This is a genomic window from Desulfitobacterium sp. LBE (assembly GCF_007830365.1).
Classification (GTDB): domain Bacteria; phylum Bacillota; class Desulfitobacteriia; order Desulfitobacteriales; family Desulfitobacteriaceae; genus Desulfitobacterium; species Desulfitobacterium hafniense.
In genome coordinates this window covers 3,260,610-3,282,485 of sequence record NZ_VLKD01000001.1, presented here as the reverse complement: position 1 = coordinate 3,282,485, position 21,876 = coordinate 3,260,610, and the positions used below count along the sequence as shown (strand labels likewise).

The 21,876-nt window shown below is 47.9% G+C and carries 13 protein-coding genes; 11 read left to right on the top strand and 2 right to left on the bottom strand.

Features of this window, described 5'->3' with window-relative positions; translation table 11 throughout:
- The first annotated feature begins 2 nt into the window (after positions 1-2).
- From pheT to DESLBE_RS15485, 10 genes are all read left to right on the top strand, one after another.
- The gene (pheT, locus tag DESLBE_RS15530) at positions 3-2,408 is read left to right on the top strand and encodes a phenylalanine--tRNA ligase subunit beta (RefSeq protein ID WP_015942636.1); all 2,406 of its coding nucleotides are present in this window, start codon (positions 3-5) and stop codon (positions 2,406-2,408) included.
- A gap of 22 nt (positions 2,409-2,430) precedes the next feature.
- Positions 2,431-2,688 carry a cell division protein ZapA gene (zapA, locus tag DESLBE_RS15525; RefSeq protein WP_005808223.1) on the top strand — a complete coding sequence of 86 codons (258 nt, stop codon included), beginning with the start codon at positions 2,431-2,433 and terminating at the stop codon, positions 2,686-2,688.
- A 171-nt stretch (positions 2,689-2,859) separates the two neighbouring features.
- The gene (locus DESLBE_RS15520; RefSeq protein WP_144677475.1) at positions 2,860-3,222 is read left to right on the top strand and encodes a NifB/NifX family molybdenum-iron cluster-binding protein; all 363 of its coding nucleotides are present in this window, start codon (positions 2,860-2,862) and stop codon (positions 3,220-3,222) included.
- 594 nt (positions 3,223-3,816) lie between these two features.
- Complete coding sequence (locus DESLBE_RS15515; RefSeq protein ID WP_144677474.1) at positions 3,817-4,731, top strand: metalloenzyme; 915 nt, start codon at positions 3,817-3,819, stop codon at positions 4,729-4,731.
- Position 4,732: 1 nt separating this feature from the next.
- The gene (locus DESLBE_RS15510; RefSeq protein ID WP_144677473.1) at positions 4,733-7,351 is read left to right on the top strand and encodes a DUF3656 domain-containing protein; all 2,619 of its coding nucleotides are present in this window, start codon (positions 4,733-4,735) and stop codon (positions 7,349-7,351) included.
- A 41-nt stretch (positions 7,352-7,392) separates the two neighbouring features.
- Entirely contained in the window at positions 7,393-9,762 is a 2,370-nt protein-coding gene (locus DESLBE_RS15505; protein ID WP_144677472.1) for an endonuclease MutS2, read from the top strand.
- Positions 9,763-9,838: 76 nt separating this feature from the next.
- A complete protein-coding gene (gene tatA, locus DESLBE_RS15500; protein ID WP_005808234.1) occupies positions 9,839-10,084 on the top strand; it encodes a twin-arginine translocase TatA/TatE family subunit in 246 nt (81 codons plus the stop codon).
- Between the two features lie 451 nt (positions 10,085-10,535).
- On the top strand, positions 10,536-12,107 hold the full coding sequence (locus DESLBE_RS15495) for an FAD-dependent oxidoreductase (protein ID WP_011458992.1): 1,572 nt from the start codon (positions 10,536-10,538) through the stop codon (positions 12,105-12,107).
- 236 nt (positions 12,108-12,343) lie between these two features.
- Positions 12,344-14,335, top strand: a complete 1,992-nt coding sequence (locus DESLBE_RS15490; protein WP_015942638.1) for a sigma-54-dependent Fis family transcriptional regulator — start codon at positions 12,344-12,346, stop codon at positions 14,333-14,335.
- Between the two features lie 108 nt (positions 14,336-14,443).
- On the top strand, positions 14,444-14,830 hold the full coding sequence (locus tag DESLBE_RS15485) for a hypothetical protein (protein WP_005808240.1): 387 nt from the start codon (positions 14,444-14,446) through the stop codon (positions 14,828-14,830).
- A gap of 129 nt (positions 14,831-14,959) precedes the next feature.
- Here DESLBE_RS15485 and DESLBE_RS15480 read toward each other — a convergent pair whose 3' ends face one another.
- Together DESLBE_RS15480 and DESLBE_RS15475 are read right to left on the bottom strand one after the other, a co-directional pair.
- Positions 14,960-17,602 (bottom strand): PBP1A family penicillin-binding protein, encoded by a 2,643-nt coding sequence (locus DESLBE_RS15480; protein WP_005808242.1) that lies wholly within the window; start codon positions 17,600-17,602, stop codon positions 14,960-14,962.
- 310 nt (positions 17,603-17,912) lie between these two features.
- Complete coding sequence (locus DESLBE_RS15475; RefSeq protein WP_015942639.1) at positions 17,913-19,703, bottom strand: IS1634 family transposase; 1,791 nt, start codon at positions 19,701-19,703, stop codon at positions 17,913-17,915.
- Between the two features lie 321 nt (positions 19,704-20,024).
- On the opposite strand from DESLBE_RS15475, the gene tyrS reads away from it, so the two are divergent.
- Complete coding sequence (gene tyrS, locus DESLBE_RS15470; RefSeq protein ID WP_015942640.1) at positions 20,025-21,287, top strand: tyrosine--tRNA ligase; 1,263 nt, start codon at positions 20,025-20,027, stop codon at positions 21,285-21,287.
- Positions 21,288-21,876: the final 589 nt, after the last annotated feature.

Genomic DNA, 21,876 nt, shown 5'->3' with positions numbered 1-21,876 from the left:
GTATGAAGGTCAGTTTGGAATGGTTACGGGAATATGTAGATATCGCTCAGACTGCTGAGGATTTAGCGGAAAGCTTAACCCGGGGCGGGATTGAGGTCGGTGGCGTTGAGTATCTGAATCAAGGGCTGGAGGCAGTCGTGGTCGGCGAAATCACCCGCATGGAACATCATCCTAATGCGGATAAGCTGTGGATCTGCGAAGTGAACCTGGGAGACAGGTCCACGACCATCGTTACAGGAGCTCAGAATCTGCTGGTCGGGGATCGGATTCCGGTGGCTTTGCCGGGAACCACGCTGCCCAACGGAGTTCATATCGAAGTCTCGAAGCTGCGGGGAGTGGAATCTTCAGGGATGCTCTGTTCCACTGAGGAGCTTCATTTGGACTCCGGCTTAGGGGACCCGCGCAGTGAAGGCGGCATTCTTATCTTAGAGAAGGAGACTCCCTTAGGGGCAACCATGGATACCGTTCTTGGCGAAGGGGATTGCGTCCTGGATCTGGAACTCTATCCCAACCGTCCCGATTGTTTGGGTATGGTGAATGTGGCGCGGGAGGTTGCTTCTTTGACCGGGGAAGCACTGCATCTGCCTGCATGGGCGGAGGGGTCCCAAGGCCCGGATTACCCAGGGGATCCTAAGGCCAGGATTGTTCTGGATGATCCGGGTCTGTGCCAGCGCTATGCCGGCTTAGTCGTAGAAGATGTCAACATTGAGCCTTCTCCGGAGTGGATGCAGAAACGTCTTAAAGCAGCAGGAGTGCGCCCGATCAGCAATATTGTGGATATTACCAACTACATTATGCTGGAGATGGGACAGCCTTTGCATGCGTTTGATCGGGATGCCATCGCCGGCGCTGTCCACGTTCGCCGGGCCCGTGCTGGAGAGAAGCTGGTGACCCTTGATGATATAGAGCGGGAGCTTGATCCGGAAATGCTGCTCATTGCTGATGACGAGAAAGCCCTTGGTTTGGCAGGGGTCATGGGTGGCTTAAACAGTGAAATCACCGACTCCACCAAAAGGATCTTCGTGGAATCGGCTCATTTTTCCAGTGTCAGCATTCGCCGCACCAGCCGTCGTTTGGGACTGCGCTCAGAGGCATCCAATCGTTTTGAAAAAGGGGTTAATCCACATGGTGTAGCGGCGACCCTGGGCCGTGTAGCTGAGTTGGTTATCCAGCTGGGAGCCGGAAAACCGGTAGGGTTTGTCGAACAAGCGGGGCAGCTCCCAGAGCCTGCGGCGGTTTCCCTTACTGTGGAAAAGACCAATTCCCTTCTGGGAACGGCTCTTACTGAGGAAGAGATTACCGGGGTTCTCAAACGCTTGCGTTTTCCTTATCAAGAAAAGGATAGGGGATATGAAGTTCAGATTCCTACCTATCGTTCCGATATTACTATTGAAGAAGATTTAATTGAAGAAGTGGCCCGTTTGACAGGCTATGATCGGATTCCCACGACCTTGCCCCAAGGAGATCAGACTCAGGGACGGAGAACTCCTGAGCAGGAATTTAAGCGTACGCTCCGCCATCTTCTGGTTGGTTTGGGTCTGAATGAGGTCATGACCTATTCCTTCACCCGCCCCGATGCCGATCGCCAGTTTGGGGATATGGATCAGGCTATTCCGTTGCTGAATCCGCTGCGGGAAGAGTTAAGTGTGATGCGGACTGCTTTGCTTCCTAGCATTATGGAGATTGCCGCCCGGAATATCTCCCGCAGGAACCTGGATATTCGGCTCTTCGAGATGGGCAGTATTTATAAGAGCAAGGAGCGCCCCTTGGTCAGGCTTCCTCAAGAGGAGCTGCATTTGGCCGGGGTGATCTGGGGCAAATCCTCCCGCCATTGGCTGACCCCGGTAACGGAGTATGATTTCTATACAGTGAAAGGGATTCTGGAGGAAGTGGCTCGTGAGTTTGGTCTGGAGTTCGACTATCGGCTGCCCAATAATCAGGAGCTCACCCATCCGGGGCGTTCCGCAGATATCTACCTCAACGGGGTAAAGATCGGTCTGATGGGCGAAATTCATCCTGCTTTAGGCAAAGAGTGGGAACTGGAAAGGGCCTTGATTTTTGAACTGGCTGTGGCTCCCATGCTGGAGGCCGGCAACCGGACCATTCGAGCTTTCTCCATACCGAAGTTTCCGGCGATGCAGCGGGATTTGGCTGTAGTGGTACCGCTGGAGGTCTCCGCCCAGGATGTTATGAAACGGATTAAGGAGCTGGGAGGAACGCTTTTGGTTCAGGTGAATATCTTCGATGTCTATACCGGCAAACCTATTCCCGAAGATCGTAAGAGCCTGGCTTTTGCGCTGAAGTATCAAGCCTTGGATCGAACTCTGAAGGACGAAGAGGTCAATGCCTTAAACCAGCAAGTTCTTGAAGGGATTGAAAAGGAATTTGGAGCTGCCTGGAGAAAATAGTATAGTATCTGGGGGGTGTCATATGGCTGAAGAAAATGAAAAGGTCATTGTTGAGATATTTGGGGAAAAACATGTGATTCGCGGACAGGAAAGCCCGGAGCATATCCTGAAGGTTGCCCGTGAAGTGGATAAAAAGATGCGTCTCATTGCCCAACGGACACCGCGCTTAGCCATTCATCAAATCGCCATTCTGGCCGCGCTGAATCTAGCCGACGAGTTGGAAAAAATCAAGGAAGAACAAGAAACTCTCATGCAGCTTATTGAAGCGCAAGAAGAATAAAGAGAGCAGAGAGAGGGGACTGGCAGTTGGACAGTCCCCTTTTTGGCTAGGTGGATACCTTTGGTTGAGTTATTGACATATGCCCGAAACTGAGATATTATGTCCAATAAAGGGCATATGTCAATAATGACTTATCTTGCTCTCAATTGAAAGTACATGGAGGTGGAATGTATGAAAATAGCCTTGCCCTCTCGTCAGAACCGGATTGATGACCACTTTGGCCATTGTGAGTATTTCACAGTGTTCACAGTCGATGAAGGAAAGAAAGAACTGGTAGATCAAGAAACAGTCGCTTCTCCCGTGGGATGTGGCTGTAAATCGAACATTGCCCAAACACTTGCTGAAATGGGTGTAACACTCATGTTAGCCGGTAATATGGGCGAGGGTGCCGTTCGGGTACTGAGCAACTCGGGCATTTCCGTAATACGGGGATGTTCAGGAGAAGTCAAATCGGTAGCACAGCAATGGCTTGAAGGGACGTTGAAGGACTCCGGCGACTCCTGCCGTGCCCATGAGCATAGTTGCAGTCATTAAAAAGCAGACTTCCTGTAGCCGATCATGTTTATAATTTGTTGAAAAAATAGTTAAAAGTCTTATAGACCCTCTAATTGCCGGAGGGTCTATATTATTGAGCATGAGCGGGGATTTGCCACATGTATTTGAGGAGAAAGATGCAGCATGAATGAGCAGAAAGAACCTGATGATATTGGCCAAAGAGAGCAATGAAGGGTTAGAGCGGGCCGCTTTCTTCAGCAGTGAAGGGGCGGCTTAGCTTTATCACTGAGTGAATCCGCCCTAAGACCTCCATCTCTATAGGCAGCGGGTGCCCAAGGGCTGCTAAATCCAGTATGGACTCGACCAGCTTCAGTGGGGGGCGAATCCCCTACTGAAAGAAGTCTCGTTCAATAATGCAGAGGGGTGCCTGGCTTTTTCAGTGATTTTTGGATACACTAAAAAGAGTGTATAATGCTTATATAGTGTTTATTTTTTAGGAATTTATAGATGTATTCTTGCTTGGTATAGCTTGCTGAAGGGCTGTTAGCTAAAGCCAAGAGAAAACTGCCATGAAGTAGAGATATGACCTGGAAAAGGCTTGTTAAAGTAGGGATATAGAGAGAGGGTGGCTCGATGCATTTTGTGATGATATTTCTTGATGGATTTGGGTTAGGCGGAGACCGGGATAATCCTATTATGGCTGCCCATACCCCTTACATAGATGAATTGTTGGGAGGACATTATCTGTGGGGACAGGAGCGTCGGATAGAATCTGAGCAGCTAATCCTGATACCCTTGGATGCCTCCTTGGATGTGACCGGAATTCCTCAAAGTGCTACAGGTCAGACGACTTTGTGGACGGGGGTTAACGGTGCCAAGACACTGGGCTTTCATCTGAATGCCTATCCCAATGAAAAACTGGCGGAGATTATAAAAGAAAAGTCTATCTTTAAACAGTTAGCAGATCAAGGTAAGAAGGTGACTTTTGCCAATACTTTTACCAGTCATTATGATGAGACGATAGCTTCCGGGAAGAGGAGGCATACTGCTTCTACCTTATCCGCCCTGGCTGGTGGGGTGCCTTTACGCCGGATCGAGGATCTATTGCAGGGAAAAGGGGTTTATCAGGATATGACCAATGAGATCCTCAGGGAGCTGGAACAAGAAGCAGATATACCGCTAATAACTGCTTATGAAGCAGGGAAAAACCTGGGCCGCCTGGCTTTGGACTATGATTTTACTCTGTACGAATTCTTCCAGACGGATGTGCGCGGCCATAAACAGGATTGGGAAAAAGCGGTGGCTTTAATTGAGCAGATTGATGGGTTTATCGGGGGTTTTATGTCTGTAGTTCGTCATGAGGATGTGACCTGGCTTTTAACCAGCGATCATGGTAATATTGAGGATTTTAGCGTTAAAGGCCATACTCAGAATCCGGTTCCTGCTCTGGGCTGGTCCAGCAAGCCGTTGGAATGGCCACAGTGGGAGCGGCTGGAGGATGTGACGCCGGGGATCGTGAGGATGATATTAGGAACGAGGGAATTGTAGAATGTCACACATTAAGGATGCGGAGTTATCTTCTATGGAGCTCTTAGCTCCGGCGGGGAGTTATGAGTCTTTTAAAGCTGCTGTAGAGAATGGGGCCGATGCGGTGTATCTGGGGGGAAGGAGCTTTAATGCCCGGGCCAGTGCCGCTAATTTTGGCCTGGATGAGCTGCGGCAGGTGGTGCAGTATGCCCATGAGCGGGAGACGAAGGTTTATGTGACGGTGAATATTTTGATTGCCGATCAGGAGTTTCCTGAGCTTTACGATTATATTTACAGCTTATACGAGATTGGGGTGGATGCCCTGATCCTTCAGGATATTGGCGTAGGGTCAATGATCCGGAGCGTTTTGCCGGAGATGGAGCGCCATGCCAGTACCCAGATGACCATCAATACAACCTGGGGTGTTCGTCATGTAGAAAGACTGGGCTTTCAACGAGTGGTCCTGGCCCGGGAAGTGTCGGCTGAGCAGATGAAAACCATTTCTGCCAAGACCGCTCTGGAGATAGAGGTGTTTGTCCATGGGGCCTTGTGTATTTGCTACTCGGGGCAATGCTTGATGTCCAGTTATATCGGGGGCCGAAGCGGCAACCGGGGAAGATGCGCTCAACCTTGCCGGCTGACCTACCAACTGATGAATGAAGAGAGAAAAGATCTGCTGGCTGAGGCTAACCTAGGCAATCACCTCCTAAGTCCGCGGGATTTGAACTTTGTGGAGGAGATTCATACTTTAAAAGAGTGTGGGGTCTACTCCTTGAAAGTGGAAGGACGGATGAAAAGGCCGGAGTATGTGGCTACGGTCACTCGTATTTATCGTCGTGCTCTGGATCACGTGCTTTCCCAAGAGAATGGCGTAAACGCTGGGTCAGCGGTGACAGGGGAAGAAAAGACCGAACTTTTACAGATTTTTAACCGGGATTTTTCTCGGGCTTATTTCCATAGTCACCCTGGAGCGGAGTTGATGAGCTATGCCCGCCCCAACAATAGAGGGATTCGTCTGGGCAGGATTGTTCAGAATAGGGGCAATCAGCTGGAGATTAAACTGGAGGCATATCTCAGACCCGGTGATGGAATTGAGGTCTGGACAAGCCGGGGCCGGGAAGGGATCACGGTCCAGAAGGTTTGGCAAGGCAAGAGGGAGAGCGAGGAAGGGAAGCCGGGAGATATCGTTCAGATCGAGTTTGCGGGCAAATCCCACCCCGGAGATCGGGTATTTAAAACTCATGATGAGCAATTAATGGAAAAAGCCCGCCAGAGTTTCCAGGAGGGTAAGGAGCGGCGCAAGCGCCCTTTGCAAATGCGCCTATCCGGCTCCATCGGAGAGCTTATGGCCTTAGAGGCTTGGGATCAGGACAAACATGTCCGGGTAGATTCAGCTACCCCGGCTCAGCAGGCTATGAAGCGCCCCTTAACTCAGGAGTACGCCTTCCAACAGCTAAATCGTCTGGGTACAACACCTTTTTGGTTGGAAGAGTTGGACCTGGAGGTGGAGGAAGGTCTTATGCTTCCGGTCAGTGAACTCAATGAGATGAGAAGGCTTGTAGTTGAAGGCTTGCTCCATAAGTCTTTCCAGCAAGAAAAAGTTACCAGAGGGGAATATAAGCAGCGCCTGAAGGAATGGCAAAATCGCCTTAAGCTTGAGCAAGAGGAGCAGGTTCAGCAAGCTCAGCAACATAAAGAGCCGCTGCCCGGAAGTCATAGCAAAGCTGCTTCTTTAGCAGCAAGGCGCTTGACTGTTGCCGTCAGCGATCTGGAGGGAGTAAAGGCGGCTTTAAAGGCTGGGGCAAGGCGAATTGCTCTGGGTGGGGAGCGTTGGCGTTCCCGCAAGGGGATGAGTTGGGAGGACATCCGGGCCGGTGTAAGGCTTTGCAAAGAACAGGGAGCAAACTGCCTTTTGCGCCTGCCGCGGATTTTAAACGAAGAGCAAAGTGCTTGGTGGTATGAGGCTTTGCTTAAGGTAAAGGCCTGGGAGGATCGTCCCTGGATCATGGTCGCGAACTTGGGAGAGCTGGAAATGGTGAAGGATATCGATCCGGACTGGCCTTTTGAGGTGGATTACCCTGTCAATATCTTTAATGAGGCCGCGGTGGCCCATCTATTCCGTTTAGGGGCCCAAGGGGTGACCTTGTCTACAGAGCTTGAACATAGCCAGATTGAGCCTCTGGCCCGTTGGCCCAAGACAGAAGTCTTTGCCTTTGGGGAGCTGGAGATGATGGTCAGTGAGTATTGCCCTGTAGGTGCCACATTGGGAGGCAAAAAAGGAACAAAATGTACGGCGCCCTGTGTGAAGGAACCCCATTATTTGAGAGATCGGCTCAACTATGACTTCCCCATCGAAACAGATTTGGATTGTCGGATGCATCTTTATAATGTGAAGCGCTTGAATCTTTACAAGGAATTGGGGAGCATTGCCAAAATGGGTGTTCAACGGATTCGCTTGCAGCTGGATCGAGCCAATCCTGTCCAGATTCGCGATACGGTACGAGTCTTTCTTGAAGGTTGGGAGAGGGCACTTGCAGGGGAGCGCATCTCAGAGGAGCAGGCCGAAAAGGTCAATGGATACTTGGCAGAGCGTTTCCCGGAAGGGTTTACCAAAGGACATTATTTTAGAGGAGTGCTTTAAGTCAGGCAGGCATTGTTAAAGAAGGAGGAATACCGTAGAATATGGTACTCAATGAACGGGTGATCAGGAAACTCGATTTTGATAAAATCTTAGAACGTCTTGCCAATCAGTGCATTATGCCGCGGGCCCGGGAATTGGCAGAGCAATTGGAACCCCACTCACATTTGGATTTGGTGCGGGAGGCTTTGGAGGAAACCGGTGAGGGCAAGGATATACTAAGGATTAATCCGCTTTTTTCGGTGCGGGGAGCCCGGGAAATCCGGCCTTTAGTGGAGCGGTGCTTAAAGGGAGGGACCTTAACGACCGATGAGCTGCTGCAGATTCGGGACACTTTAAAAGCAGCCCGCATCGTAAAGCAAGGCCTGCAAGAAGGCAAGGCGGAGGTTCCTCATCTTAAGGGGATCATGGAACAGGTTATTCTGCCCAAGGGTATTGAGGAGGAGATTACCCGCTGTATTACGGAGGATGGTCAGGTAGCGGATCAAGCGTCCTCTGTTTTAGCGGATTTGCGTCGGAGCATCTCCCGCCTGCAGACCAGAATCAGGGAAACTTTAGATGGCATCATTCGCAACCCCGCCTACCAAAAGATTCTTCAGGATCCTATTGTTACTCAGCGCTCGGAACGCTATGTGGTCCCGGTCAAACAGGAATACCGCCAATCATTTCAAGGTATCGTCCATGATCAATCGGCCAGTGGAGCGACCCTTTATATTGAGCCCATGGCTGTGGTCAACTTGGGAAATGAGCTGCGGGAAGTGGTCCTTAAGGAACAAAGGGAGGTTCAGCGAATCCTTTTACTCCTCTCAGCCCGTGTGGAAGGAGAGGCAGAGGCCATAGCCGATGCTCACGAGGCCCTGGCCCGGGTGGATTTCATCCTGGCTAAAGCACGGCTCAGTGAAGAGATGAATGCAGGAGCACCGATTCTTACCGAGAAGCAGGAGATAAGCCTTGTCCAGGCCCGGCACCCTCTTCTTACAGGAAAGGTGGTGCCCTTAACCATCCAATTGGGGACTCGCTTCGATACGGTGGTGGTCACCGGCCCCAATACCGGCGGGAAAACGGTGGCTTTGAAAACCATTGGACTTTTGGCGGCTATGGCTCAGTGCGGCTTGCATATCCCTGCCGAGTCGGACTCCCGGGTAGGGGTCTTTACTCAGATCTTTGCTGATATCGGTGATGAGCAGAGTGTGGAACAGTCCTTAAGTACCTTTAGCGGTCATATGAAAAACATTGTGGAGATTGTGGAAAAAGCCGATTGGCGTTCCCTGATCCTCCTTGATGAAGTGGGAGCGGGCACCGACCCTACGGAAGGTTCAGCTCTGGCTATGGCGATCATTGCTGAGCTTCATGAACGGGGAGCGAGAATTGTGGCTACCACCCATTATGGAGCGTTAAAGAATTTTGCCTACAATACGACCCGGGTAGAAAATGCTTCTGTAGAATTTGATTCGGAGACCTTAAGACCTACCTATCGCCTGCTGATCGGGATTCCCGGCAAAAGCAATGCCTTTTATATCGCCGGACGGCTGGGGCTGCCGGAAGGGGTCTTGGATCGGGCGCGAACCTTTGTTACGGAGCGGGAAATGCAGGTGGCCGATTTAATCGAAAACCTTGAGGATACTCAACGGGAGATTGATTTGGAAAAACGCCGGGCCCGTGAGGAACGGCAGGCCATTGAGAAGGAAAGCCTGGGACTGAAGGAGAAATCTCAAAAGCTGGAGGATGACTATCAGGAACTTATGGCCAAGGCTAGGGATCAGGCCACAGAGATTGTCCGGGAGGCAAGGAGAGAAGCGGAGAGGCTTATTGATGAGTTGAAGCTTGCTCTTAAAGAGGAGCGAAAAGATCAACAAGCTATTGAAAGAACCCGCCAGGGGATTCGTAAATTGTCCAATAAAGTGGGAGATCAGGATACCCCGCTGAGAACTCCTCATGGAGTGGAGCCCCAAGAGATTAAACTGGGGCAGATGGTATATATGACTAAGCTCCGGCAAAAAGGGCAGGTCCTTAAGCTGCCCAATGATTCTGGAGAGGTTTTTGTCCAGGCAGGAGTGATTAAGTTGAATGTTCCTCTGAGTGAAATTCGGCTGATCCAGGAAGAGAAAGCGGCCAAACCCACTCGATCCGTAGGCGGACAGGGGAAAGTCGGGATGAAAAAGGCCGGAATCATCCGTACGGAAATCGATCTACGGGGAATGATGGTGGAAGAGGCCGGCTATGAATTGGATAAATACCTGGATGATGCCGTACTGACGGGAGTCGGCCAGGTCTATGTCATTCATGGCAAAGGGACAGGGGCTTTAAGACAGGGGATTCATGAATTCCTGCGCGGTCATCACCATGTCAAATCTTTCCGCTTAGGACAGCATGGGGAAGGGGATCTTGGCGTAACTGTCGTGGAATTAAAATAATAGAACTTTTTCTGGATTTTTCATGCCGGATATGTATATAATGCATGTATATGAAAATTTGACTTGAGGTGACGATATGGTAACATTTGCTATGATTACCCCTACTGTTGCAGTTATTGCCTTGGTTATTGCTCTGATTCTTTTTGGACCTGGGAAGCTCCCTGAACTGGGCAAGGGCTTAGGCAAAGGTATCAAAGAGTTTAAAGATGCCACAGATCTCTCTGACGATGATGGCAAGAAAAAGAAAAAGGAAATTGCCGAAAGTAAAAAAGAAGAGCCGGCTGAGAGCAAGAAAGAAGAGCCAGTTGAAAGCAAGGAATAGAGCAAGAAGAGAAGAAGAACCGGGAAGACCGGTTCTTCTTTTTTACCCAAATGTTGCACCGGTGCACCATTTGAATGACAAATGACAAGCATTAATTCTTAATACAACAAGTAACTGTTCCCAAAATACTCATAGATCGGCTTGTGTAATTTTTTCACAAGCTGATCATGAGTCAGACATTCACATAAAGCTCCCCAAAGCTTTGTTTAAGTACTATTTTGAACAAGTTGTATTAAAAAGAGAGTTGGCATGGTTTTTGCATTATAAAAAGTTGCTCAGTCTTGCTCTTCCGAGTTTAGAAATTTCGACAAAACATCAAGAGGGGAGGGAAATCGGGAATAAACCGATAAGGCCTGAAAAGACAATGGCAATGATACCAAAGGAGCGCAAAAGGAAAACAAGTTAATGACCACGATTAAGTAATCCTATTAAATTTTAGGAGGGAATCGGAATGACCATTAACAGAAGAGATTTTATTAAACGAGCCGCTGCAGGTGCCGCTGTTGTGGCTGGATCCAGTTTTTTAGTGGGCTGCAATAATACCGAGGCGGTTGCCCCAGCGTCAGCTCCCGAAGCATGGGATCAGGAAACGGATGTCGTCGTCGTCGGTGGCGGTAATGGTGGGTTAAGTGCAGCCGCGGCTGCCGTAGAAGAAGGCAAAAAGGTCATCCTCTGCGAAATCAGTGCCTTTCTCGGCGGTGGCTCCGCATATTCGGGCGGTACCATCCATTCCTGGGGTCTAGATACATGGGAAAAATACAAAGAGCATACTGAAGATCTGCATGATCCTGTACTTGCGAAAAAGTATGTAGAAACCTTTAGACAAGTATACCTTCCTTGGCTGGAGAAGAATGGTATCCCTCTTAAAAAGCATCCGGGCGGCAAGGGGTTCAATAATGACTACGGCTTAGGCTCCGGTGAAGCGGGATATCTTAGGCATAAAGCCTATTTTGATGCTTTAGCGAACTTTGTCACAGGTAAGGGCGGTACAATCATGACCCAGACACGGGTTTTGCGCCTTGTCATTGATGAAGCCGGTATGGTTTGCGGTGTTCAAGCCATTAAGAAGGGTGAATCCAAGGCCATCTTCATTAAGGCTGGTTCCGTTATTTTAGCTACGGGTGGGTTCCAATCCAATAAAGGATTGATGGCTAAGTATATTGGACCTAATGGGGATGTGGCCCGAAACATGGGGACTCCTTATAATACGGGCAGCGGAATGCTGATGGCCCAAGGGGTTGGAGCTATGACTCAGGGAAGCTTTTCGACCTTCTCCGGGACTTTTTCCGGTATTGTTCCAGGACCGGCGGTGGAAGATGAGCCGGAGCTCTATGAGGAAAAGCGCGCCGGTGATCCACAAAGCCTGCCGGGCATCGGCGGCGGGCGTCCTGCCGTTCCCATGTGGGTCAACTTTCTTTTCCCTGATGAGACCACAGGTATTCTGGTCAATCTTCAAGGTAAACGTTTTGCAGATGAGACATCTCCCATCGAAGCCAAATACGCCAGACTCCCTCAAGAAGTGTTAAAGCAAAAAAGAGCGATGGCCTTTATGATTGGGGACAAGGCCATCTATGACAAGGCGGCGGGGTCGGAAGCGATTCTTAAGATGTATATGGATCAGGGGGGTAAGGTTGTAGAAGCTGCAACTCTTGAGGAGTTGGCTGCAAAGTGCCAGGAAATCCATGGTATGCATAAGGGGGCCTTTTTGAAAACAGTCAACGAATACAATAAGGCCATTGATAGCGGTACTACGGACAGTCTTGAAGTTCCCAGGGTGCTCAATCATAATAAGATCGCCCAAGGTCCTTTCTATGCTGTACCTGTAACCGCGAATATCTACCATACCTTCGGTGGGGTTGCCATCAACGAAAATGCTCAGGTTCTTGATGTCCAGAGAACCCCGATTCCCAATCTCTATGCCTGCCCGCCCTGCGCAGGTATTTTCAGAGAAGTTTATACAGGCGGAATTGCCTCAGCCGGTACTTTTGGTTATATTGCCGGAAAACATATCGCTGGGAAATAAGACTTAATTATAGATTCAATAGAGAAGACAGGGGGATACCCCATGTTGTGTGGCTTGAAGACATGGGGTCTACCCTTGCGGCAAACGATATTTCTATGGTTTTCTTAATGCCCAGATAGTATAATCAAAAAAGAATAGCATTTTTAAAAGGGATCCGAGCCGCCTTAATAGTTGTGAAAGTTGGCTCAAGAATATATGCGCTTGCTTCACCGTACATGTTGAATGGAGGGAGTCCCATGCATGTTCATGAACTTTTGCAAAGGATAAGCCAAGGAACAGAAAAAGCCTATCTGGAGAAATGCAGAGATCAGCGGGAGCTTTTTATGGAGGGCAAACCCGTGGATCCAGGCATTGTTCCCAAAGTGGTTTATAATTCATGGGTACGGAGTCAGCGGTACGGAGTGGATCCCTTTGAAAAACCTTGCCATCACCCAATAGATAAGTCCAAAAGCAAAGAGCTTAGCCGTTTTATAGAGTGTTTGGAGCGCTACAACTTTTTTATTAAACAGGCTCTCGAACTGATCGATTATCAGGGGTTTACCTTTACCTTTTCAGCAAAAGAGAGCTTAACCAAACATATCTATGATGATCTAGGAAGTCCCTTTGCTAATCTTATCGGAGAATGCTCGGAGAGAACTGTGGGGACAAATGCTACTGCCATAGCTTTAGCTGAGAATGTTCCTGTTGCCTTAGTTAGTTCCTTAAGCTATCAATACTGGCCTGCTGAAAACGGGGTGAATACAGCTGCTCCCATACACAATCACCAAGGTGAAGTTATGGGAGGGATCCATATTGGTTTAAAGGATATAAAAAGGACTCAGGATGCGTTTTGGTTAGTCACTTATCTTGCCCAAGTCTTTGACCGCCTTTACTTGCCGATGACCCAGAAGCATGAAAAGAAGATCAAGGATATTATTGATTTGCTTCCTCAAGGCGTAGCTTATATTAATAATAAGAAATCCATACACTATAATGAAAAATTTCAAACTTTGGTGAATCTAAGCAAAGGGAAGAATTCTTTAAAAAAGGTTAGTGAGTTTTTTTCTCAGGAGGACTGGACTTCTATATTTGCTTGCCAGGAGATTAAAGCAGATGGCAAGACCTTGATTATAAACAGCAACAGCTTAGATTATGAGGACTTCGAAACAAGCAAGATATTTATCGTAGAAGAAAAACAGTCATTGACCCAACGGCTTCAGGAGAATTCTCAGGGTTCTAAGACCACGGTTGGCTTATATAGCTTTGATGATATCGTAGGCAATAATGCTGAATTAAATGAAGCAAAGTCCATCGGGTTGAATGTGGCAGGCACCTCCGTTCCGGTCTTGATCTTCGGGGAAAATGGAACAGGGAAAGAAATGTTCGCCCAGGCCATTCATGCAGCCAGTCCACGTCGGGAGAAGCCTTTTATTGCCATTAATTGCGGGGCTATTCCTGCGGAGCTGGTGGAAAGCGAGCTTTTTGGCTATGAGGAAGGTTCCTTTACGGGAGCTTTGAAAGGGGGGAAGATAGGCAAGATCGAAGCCGCCTCTGGAGGAACCCTGTTCCTGGATGAAATAGAAAGTATGCCTGTCCAGGATCAAATTAAACTTCTGCGGGTTATCTCCACAGGAAAAGTTCAAAAGGTGGGGAGTACCAAAGAGATTCCTGTGGATATCCGCTTAATCTCGGCTACGAAGAAGGACCTTCTGGAAGAGTCGGATAAGGGGTTATTTAGGGAAGATCTCTATTTCCGCATTAGTACCTTTATCATTGAATTACCGGCTTTGAGACAACGCAGGGAAGATATTTTGCTCTTAACGAAAGAATTCATCAGCAAATTCTCTCGTAAATATGGTCTGGAGCAAACGGTTGAGATGGCTCAAGAGTTTGTGGAAGCTCTGGAGAATTACTCCTGGCGGGGAAATGTTCGTGAGTTGGAGCACTCAATTGAGCGAGCTATTATTTTGATGGGAGCCGGTTTGACTCTGAAGGTTGATTATTTGTCTAAGAGAATCCAAGAATCTTATCAAAACTATCAAGTCAAAGGCTTGGTAGAGGATGTTTTGGCTAAAGGTCTGAAGAAACAAGAACAAGGGCTCTTATACACGGCTGAGGCTATGATTATCGATCATGTGCTCAAATCCGTCGGTGGTAATGTCACTGCAGCAGCAGAAAAATTAGGAGTAACCCGAAAGACAATTTATAATAAGCTGCAGGAGCATCCTGATTTAAGAGTGGTTAAATAATTGTGGGCATCGCCACCCGCCTGGAAAAAGTTTTTGGATTATTCGAAGAACGTACTTGTTCGTGCAAGTTGTTAATGATATTATACTACCTAGGGGGGGTGAGTAGAAATGAGTAAAAAAGGTCGGTTCCTATTGATGTTTGCGCTGTTTTTAAGCCTTTCCGTTGGACTGTTCTTAAGTTCGGCAGCGAACACGAACGCTTATCCTGACTTGAGTCCGGATGGGAAAACCTGTACTCCATGCCACGAAGAAGGTACTCACGGTGGTGAAGAGACACCGGCTGAGACCCCAGGAGAGACTCCGGGAGAAACACCTGCAGAAACCCCGGGTGAAACACCTGCTGAACAACCAGCAGAAACACCTGCGGAGAAACCTGCAGAGACTCCTGCCGAACAACCAGCAGAAACCCATGAGCCTATGAGCCCATGGATTGTTGTTGGTGGAGTCATCGTTATTCTGGCGGTAATCTACTTCTTGGCGATTAAGAAGAAGTAATTTTGTCAGAAGCCAGGGATGGGCGTTATTAAACATAAGTTGCTTTGAGTTCCAAACAAATAACAATGAGAAAAGCCCATAAAAAAGTCCGTGTGAAAACCAAATTTCACACGGACTTTTTTATGGGCTTTAGTCTGTAATGGTTAAGACAGCCACTGGGGAAGGGTTACCGGTTGCTCCGGTTTCAGGGCTTTGTAAGCATGCCCAGAAACTATAGTTACCCGGTGAGATAGGTTCTCCCTCTATGCTTAATGGAATATGAATCTGATTCGATCCTCCAGGCTGGGCATCGGGGGAGAAAGGCTGAACAAAATCATGGTCAGGGAATTTTACATAAACGATAAGGTGGAGCCCTTCGCTTCCTTCGGGGTAGGCGACAGGGATGGTCACCGAGCTCTGGGCTGCATCATAAGCCACAGCTCCCAGGGTCGGGATCGGGATACTGGGATCCCCTGCCGGCGGGGAAGTCGTCTCATTGGGAGGTGGCGTTTCGTTATACTCTTTTTCGGGCATTTTGTAAGGCTGTTCGTCGCTTGGCCAAGGAGTCTCGGAATCACGACCGGTGATGTTCAGGAATACTTTTTTCTCTTTATTAACGGTACCTGTGCCTGCGAGATATTCTGGGTGATCTTTATCAATTTCTTTTTCTACCCAAACATCACTGACACGGGTGGGGAAATCACCTTGAGCGGCAATTTCTCTGCGGATAAAATCCTTGGGAGTCAGACTGCTGGGTATTAATCCGGATTTAGTATCGAAGTCACCGCCGACAATGCCGGAAGGCTGCTGGAATTCTGTCTGTACGGTCAAGCCTTCATGAGCTGCGGTCATAACATTCTTCCAGATTTGGGCAGGGTACTGGCCGCCGTAAACTTTGTGAAGATAGTGAGTTAAGGTTTCATCATCTTTGTCATAGCCCATCCAGACCACACCTACATATTCGGGCGTATAGCCTGCGAACCAGGCATCCGGATTCCCGGTGCGGTAACCGTAAATATCCGGATCCAGAGAGGTAGTGCCTGTCTTACCGGCAACAGCCCAATTGCCAATCTGAGCCCGAGTTCCTGTTCCGCCGGTGACGACGCTGCGCAGCATGCTGTTCATAAGGTAAGCGGTGGTTTCCTTCATGGTCCGTTCCTTGGTAACTTGCGGAACGAGGACTTCTTTGCCGTTGGCATCCTGAACTTTTTCTATCGCATGAGGGGCTACTCGAACTCCGTTATTGGCAAACACGCCATAGGCGGAAGCCATATCTAAGGTGGACATCTGATTGGTTCCTAGAGCTAAGCTCAGTACTTTATCGCCTTCTTCTAGGGGAAGTCCGAGACTGTTTTTGGCAAAGTTCCAACTGTATTCAATACCTACCAGGTTCATGAGTTTGACCGCGTAGACGTTGACAGAGTTCTGCACAGCAAAACGCATGGTGATGAGACCGCGCCAGCCCGCATATTCGGTATCGTAGTTGACGGGAGCCCATACTTGACCATTGCCGGCATTATATTTAACGGGCATATCATCCAGGACTGTGCCTGGGAAAAAGCCGCCTTTTTCAAGAGCTGGGGCATAAACAACCAGAGGCTTAACGGTTGAACCGGGTTGGCGGCTGGCTCGAGTGGCTCGATTGAATCCCCGGGCTGTGTTGTGATCCCGGCCGCCTACTAAAGCTCGAATAGCACCTGTCTTGGGATCGAGAACGGTCATAGCACCTTGAACAAGGGTTTCATCCACACTTTGTGGGAAGTTGGCGGCATTGGCAAATTCCTTCTCTGCTGCTGCCTGAATCTTTGTATCCACCGTGGTATAGATTCTCAAGCCGCCGTTGAAGATTTGGTCTTCTGTAAGGCCGTGCTCATTGATGAGCTCTTCGATCACATGATCAACGAAATAAGGATATTGATAATTGGTGCCGGCGACTACCGGCTTTTCAGATTCGGCTCGGTTGGCTTTGACATTTTCCACATGCTCAAAAGGTGCATCTTTATATTGGTCATACTCATCGGCTGTGATGAGGCCTGAGTCTTTCATTACACCCAGGACGATGGTCCGGCGTTTTTTAGCTTCTTCAGGATGATAATAAGGGTTATAGCCGCTGGGAGCCTGGGGTAATCCGGCAAGAAGGGCGATTTCGTCAGGATTTAGGGCCTTAAGATCTTTGCCGAAATAGGTCTTGGCGGCAGCTTGAATACCGAAAGAGGATTCACCAAAAAAGATACGGTTAAGATAGAAGGTGAGGATTTCATCTTTGGTGTACTCCCGTTCTAATTGGATCGCCAGAGCTGCTTGTTGGAGCTTGCGAACCAGGGTTTTTTCCCGGGGGTTCTCAATGAAAGCATTGTTGGCCAGCTGCATGGTGATGGTGCTGGCACCTTCTTTCCAGGACTGACTTTTTAAGTCAGCAATAAAGGAACCCACAATACGGATGGGATCCACACCAAAATGATCGTTAAACCGTTTGTCTTCCACAGCTACAAAGGTATCCTTCACAAGCTGAGGAATCTCTGATGAATCCACCATCTGGCGATTCTCCGCGGCATGGAGCTCAGCAATTTGATTCCCGTCCATATCATAAACAAAGGATGTTTGTTTTTGGTTGGTCAAGGTATCGGGATGCCAATCCGGAGTTCCAGCGACAACGTACAGAACATAAATCAATAAGGCTATACAAGCCAATGTGAATACGGAGCCAAAACTCACTAAAAAGACCCGCAACTTCGAAACACGTTTCTTCTTTCGAGGCCTTTTCGATGGGGTTCTTTTTGGGGGAGATGCCATATCTTGTCCCTCCTGAATTAAATAATTTGGTTATTCTTTCGTGTTACTTGGGTAACGAACATGATGAAAGTACACTGTTTAAAGTGTACTTTGTCACAGCAGAATTATAACATATTTTCGCTATTAACAAAATCTCTATATTATGGGGCAAATGCAGAGGCCAATTCCAAGGCCTTAAATTATGAACAAAAGGCGGAACGAAATGATGTGAGACACAGTCCTGACTTTCACAGTTAAAAAAGATGATAAGCCCGTAGTCACTGAAACTATGGGCTTTTTCACGTTCAGAGCGCATATGAATTTTGTTATGCTACAGGGATATCTTCTTCAGGAACTTGTTGAACACCTCTTGCCTTGAATAAATAGTGTAGAAATCCGTACCGAACACATCCTGTATTACCTTGTAGTCTAGAGCAACCTCATCTTTATCCGAAAATGCCAACGTGTCCACTAGCTCGCCTTTTTTATTTCGCACCTTTTCAAATGCGATCGCACCGCCGACATCATCGAGGTGGATGATGCCGCCCTTCAAAACCTGACATGTCGCGGCACCCAACGCTCTTGCAATCCGTTCAGCTGACAGTGCCTTTCTTCCCATACGATGCTGAAGGATTCGGATGATGAGTAGTGCAACGAAGCAGATCAGGAAATGGGCACGGATATGCTCATTCTTGCTCACGAAGACGGGTCTGGCATAAAGATCCGTTTTCATGATCCTAAACGACTGCTCTATCCGCCAAAGGCCACCGTACACCTGGCGCATTTTCCGCTCATCATAGTCAAGTTCACTGGTGATGATACAAAAATAGCCGTCATACATCGCATCCTTCTCTGCCTTTTCCAAATCCACGCTACGTAACTTTTTCGTGTTTTCCAGAATCTCGCCACTCTCCAAGTCAACGAGAGTTTCTTTTGTGTATTCATCGACTCCTTTTTTGATGCTATAAGCATTGTTCTTGACGGAGCACGCCGCCTTTTCAAGCTTTTCCTCCCGCTTGCGTCTAGCCCTGTCGGCTTCTGGCTTGCTCCAATAGAGAAGCACTTTCCTTGTCCGTAGTTCTTTTTTCCCGTCTTTGTCCTTTCCCTCGTAGTCTTCGTTAAACAGCTTGTATCGGTATGTACCACCCTCGTTCGATATCCACCCACTTTCATCAAACAGCTTTTCATGATAGCGCTGCCCTTTTTTCCCTTTGACTATCTGAGAGAAGACGAAGCCATCACTATTGTTCACAATCGCGTCGATATTCTTCGAAGAATTGAGTCCCTTGTCGGCGACCACCACCAGCCTGCCCAGCTCATAGGATGCCTTGACCTCCTTCATCGTCGGCTGAAGTGTGAGGGAATCGCTGGTATTGCCAGGGAAAATCGACATATTGACCGGAAGTCCGTTCAAATCCATGAAAAGGCCCATCGCGGCGATCGGGTCGGTGCGGTGCTCCTTCGACACACCCTTCTTGCGCAGGTCATCCCCACCATCGGGGAAGTCGATCTCGAAGAAATAGTTGGTCACATCATAGAATGCGTAGGAAAGATCGCGACCGATCTTCCCCTTGACTTGCTCATTTAAATGCCGCTGCAGCTCTATCTCAAAATCGGCAAAGTGGTCAAGTGACCTGTAAACATCCGGCAATGTGAAGTTCATACGCATCCCATAAAAGCTGTCCTTCATCTGACAGGAGGCGCGCTTCGAATCCGGGCGGAGGATTCTTGCGAGCACCAGAAATTTGAAAATGTCGTTGAGTGAATACTCCCCCCGGAACCTATGCGATGTTTCATAGCTCTTGATGAACGAATCGATTTCGAGCAGGTTATAGACAGCTTCAAGGAATTTATATCCGTAGTTCTGTCGCCGGTTTTCCTCGCTATACATCAGCGCATTGGATGCAACTTCAATGCGTAAGGGAACCTCTTGCTTGAAGTTCGCATTGAACTCCTCTACCATCGCCATGAAGGCCTCGGGATCGTCTTGGTCTTCGAGATAACCAAAACTTCGGATGGTACGTTGTTTGGTGGGCATCCCCGGCCCAGGGCGATACCCTTCCACAACACGTACATGCGTCTTCAAAACGCCGCTTCGCATTTTAGAATCTTTTCTTATCACAAAGCATCACCTCATGTATATTGTCGCATATCTATCGTACAACATCAATATAAATGTATAAAAAATGCGGAAATCCGCATTTTTCTAAGATAATATTCCACTCGTTCTGAATCTTATGTTATGTTATCTGTAAAAGTCAGGTTATAACATATTTTCGCTATTAACAAAATCTCTATATTATGGGGCAAATGCAGAGGCCAATTCCAAGGCCTTAAATTATGAACAAAAGGCGGAACGAAATGATGTGAGACACAGTCTTTACAAGTTGATATGAAGGTCATAAAACAGTATAATAATAAGAATTAGGGGGGAATAAAAGTCATGAATATTCTCGATGATTTAAAAGCCAGAGGTTTAGTCTATCAAACAACGGACGAAGAAGCATTGTATAAGCGTCTTGAATCACCGATGACCTTATATTGTGGTTTTGATCCGACTGCGGACAGTTTACATATTGGACACCTGCTGCCCGTCTTAATGCTCAGACGCTTTCAACTTGCGGGACATTGCCCCATTGCACTGGTGGGCGGGGGTACCGGCTTAATTGGCGATCCCAGCGGCAAAACCAGCGAACGGACGCTTAATCCTACGGAAGTGGTTCAGGAATGGGCTAATCGTATTAAAGAGCAACTGAGTTGCTTCCTTGATTTTGAGGGAGTTGGGAATCCGGCTATTATGGCCAATAATTATGAATGGCTGGGAACTATTAATGTAATTGAGTTTCTGAGGGATATTGGGAAGAACTTTTCTTTGGGAAGCATGCTTGCTAAAGAATCCGTGGAGTCAAGAATGAGCCGGGGGATCTCTTTTACGGAATTTAGCTATCAGATTCTGCAGTCCTATGATTTTCTCAAGCTCAATGAACTTTATGGCTGTGAGATGCAAATTGGTGGCAGTGACCAGTGGGGGAATATCACCTCCGGGACGGATTTGATTCGCCGCATGTCTGTGGGAGAAGATCGTCAGGTTCACGGCTTGACGGTACCCTTGGTCACTAAAAGCGATGGAACCAAGTTCGGCAAGACAGAAGGCGGAGCGGTCTGGTTGGATCCGGACAAGACCTCACCCTATAAGTTCTATCAATTCTGGATTAATACCGATGATCGGGATGTGGTGAAGTACCTTAACTTCTTCACCTTCCTTTCCATTGAAGAAATTCAGGGGTTAGCTCAGGAAGTGGAGAGTCAACCAGAAAAACGGAATGCCCAGAGGATGCTGGCCAAGGAAGTCACCGAGCTGGTTCATGGAGTTGAAGCCCGTGAGCGGGCGGAGAAGATTTCCCAGGCTTTGTTCACCGGCGGGATAGCCAATCTGACTGCTAAAGAAGTGGAAGAAGGCTTCAGTGACGTACCTTCAGCAGATGTGGAGGATCAGGAAATGCTGCTCGTGGATGCCCTGATCAAGGTAGGTGCCGTATCCTCCAGAAGACAAGCCCGGGAGTCTATGGAGAGCGGCGCGGTATATGTAAATGGCATTCGGCAGACTGATACAACACTTACGGTAGCGCAGCTGGACAAGATCGAAAGTCGGTTTATCGTCATTCGGCGGGGGAAAAAGAATTACTACTTAGTGAAGCTGGTTTAGGTCAAAGACATTTTAGATAATTAACGGCAGCATAGATTTATAATGCTGCCGTTTTCGACTTAAGGTGGCATTGAGCATAGATTAAAGATATCTATCTTGAATAAAAGATAGTATTTATGGAGACATTAACAAGTGCCCATGGGCGTATTTATTGGCAGCGAAAGGGCCCTTATAAAAATTAGAAAAATAGTGTTGACATTATGAGTGACGCGATGGTATTATGACTAAGCGCCGTGAGACAAGTCGCGACGCCAAATTCTCAAAAAATAGATTCTAAAAAAAGATGTTGACTTTTCCAAGTGACTTTGCTAGAATCTATAAATGTCGCCACTGGGGCTGAATTGCAAAAACCGTCTCTAAAGCCCTCAGAGCTTAAGTGATTAAAAATTAACTGTTGACTTTGAGAAGCTGAGATGGTAAGATGTAATTCCGTCACAAATGAGTGACAAAACAAAAATGGTCTTTGAAAACTAAACAACAAGGAACAGCCAATGACTCGTCAAATGAGAGTGAGAAATTTGAGCAATCAAATGTTCTTCATAAATTTTATGGAGAGTTTGATCCTGGCTCAGGACGAACGCTGGCGGCG

What these genes read in the sequence shown, in the direction of transcription:
- DESLBE_RS15505 (WP_144677472.1), top strand. Translation starts at nt 7,393, where the DNA reads ATGGTACTCAATGAACGGGTGATCAGGAAACTCGATTTTGATAAAATC.
- DESLBE_RS15495 (WP_011458992.1), top strand. Translation starts at nt 10,536, where the DNA reads ATGACCATTAACAGAAGAGATTTTATTAAACGAGCCGCTGCAGGTGCC.
- DESLBE_RS15485 (WP_005808240.1), top strand. Translation starts at nt 14,444, where the DNA reads ATGAGTAAAAAAGGTCGGTTCCTATTGATGTTTGCGCTGTTTTTAAGC.
- DESLBE_RS15520 (WP_144677475.1), top strand. Translation starts at nt 2,860, where the DNA reads ATGAAAATAGCCTTGCCCTCTCGTCAGAACCGGATTGATGACCACTTT.
- zapA (WP_005808223.1), top strand. Translation starts at nt 2,431, where the DNA reads ATGGCTGAAGAAAATGAAAAGGTCATTGTTGAGATATTTGGGGAAAAA.
- pheT (WP_015942636.1), top strand. Translation starts at nt 3, where the DNA reads ATGAAGGTCAGTTTGGAATGGTTACGGGAATATGTAGATATCGCTCAG.
- DESLBE_RS15490 (WP_015942638.1), top strand. Translation starts at nt 12,344, where the DNA reads ATGCATGTTCATGAACTTTTGCAAAGGATAAGCCAAGGAACAGAAAAA.
- tatA (WP_005808234.1), top strand. Translation starts at nt 9,839, where the DNA reads ATGGTAACATTTGCTATGATTACCCCTACTGTTGCAGTTATTGCCTTG.
- DESLBE_RS15480 (WP_005808242.1), bottom strand. Translation starts at nt 17,602, where the DNA reads ATGGCATCTCCCCCAAAAAGAACCCCATCGAAAAGGCCTCGAAAGAAG.
- DESLBE_RS15515 (WP_144677474.1), top strand. Translation starts at nt 3,817, where the DNA reads ATGCATTTTGTGATGATATTTCTTGATGGATTTGGGTTAGGCGGAGAC.
- tyrS (WP_015942640.1), top strand. Translation starts at nt 20,025, where the DNA reads ATGAATATTCTCGATGATTTAAAAGCCAGAGGTTTAGTCTATCAAACA.
- DESLBE_RS15510 (WP_144677473.1), top strand. Translation starts at nt 4,733, where the DNA reads ATGTCACACATTAAGGATGCGGAGTTATCTTCTATGGAGCTCTTAGCT.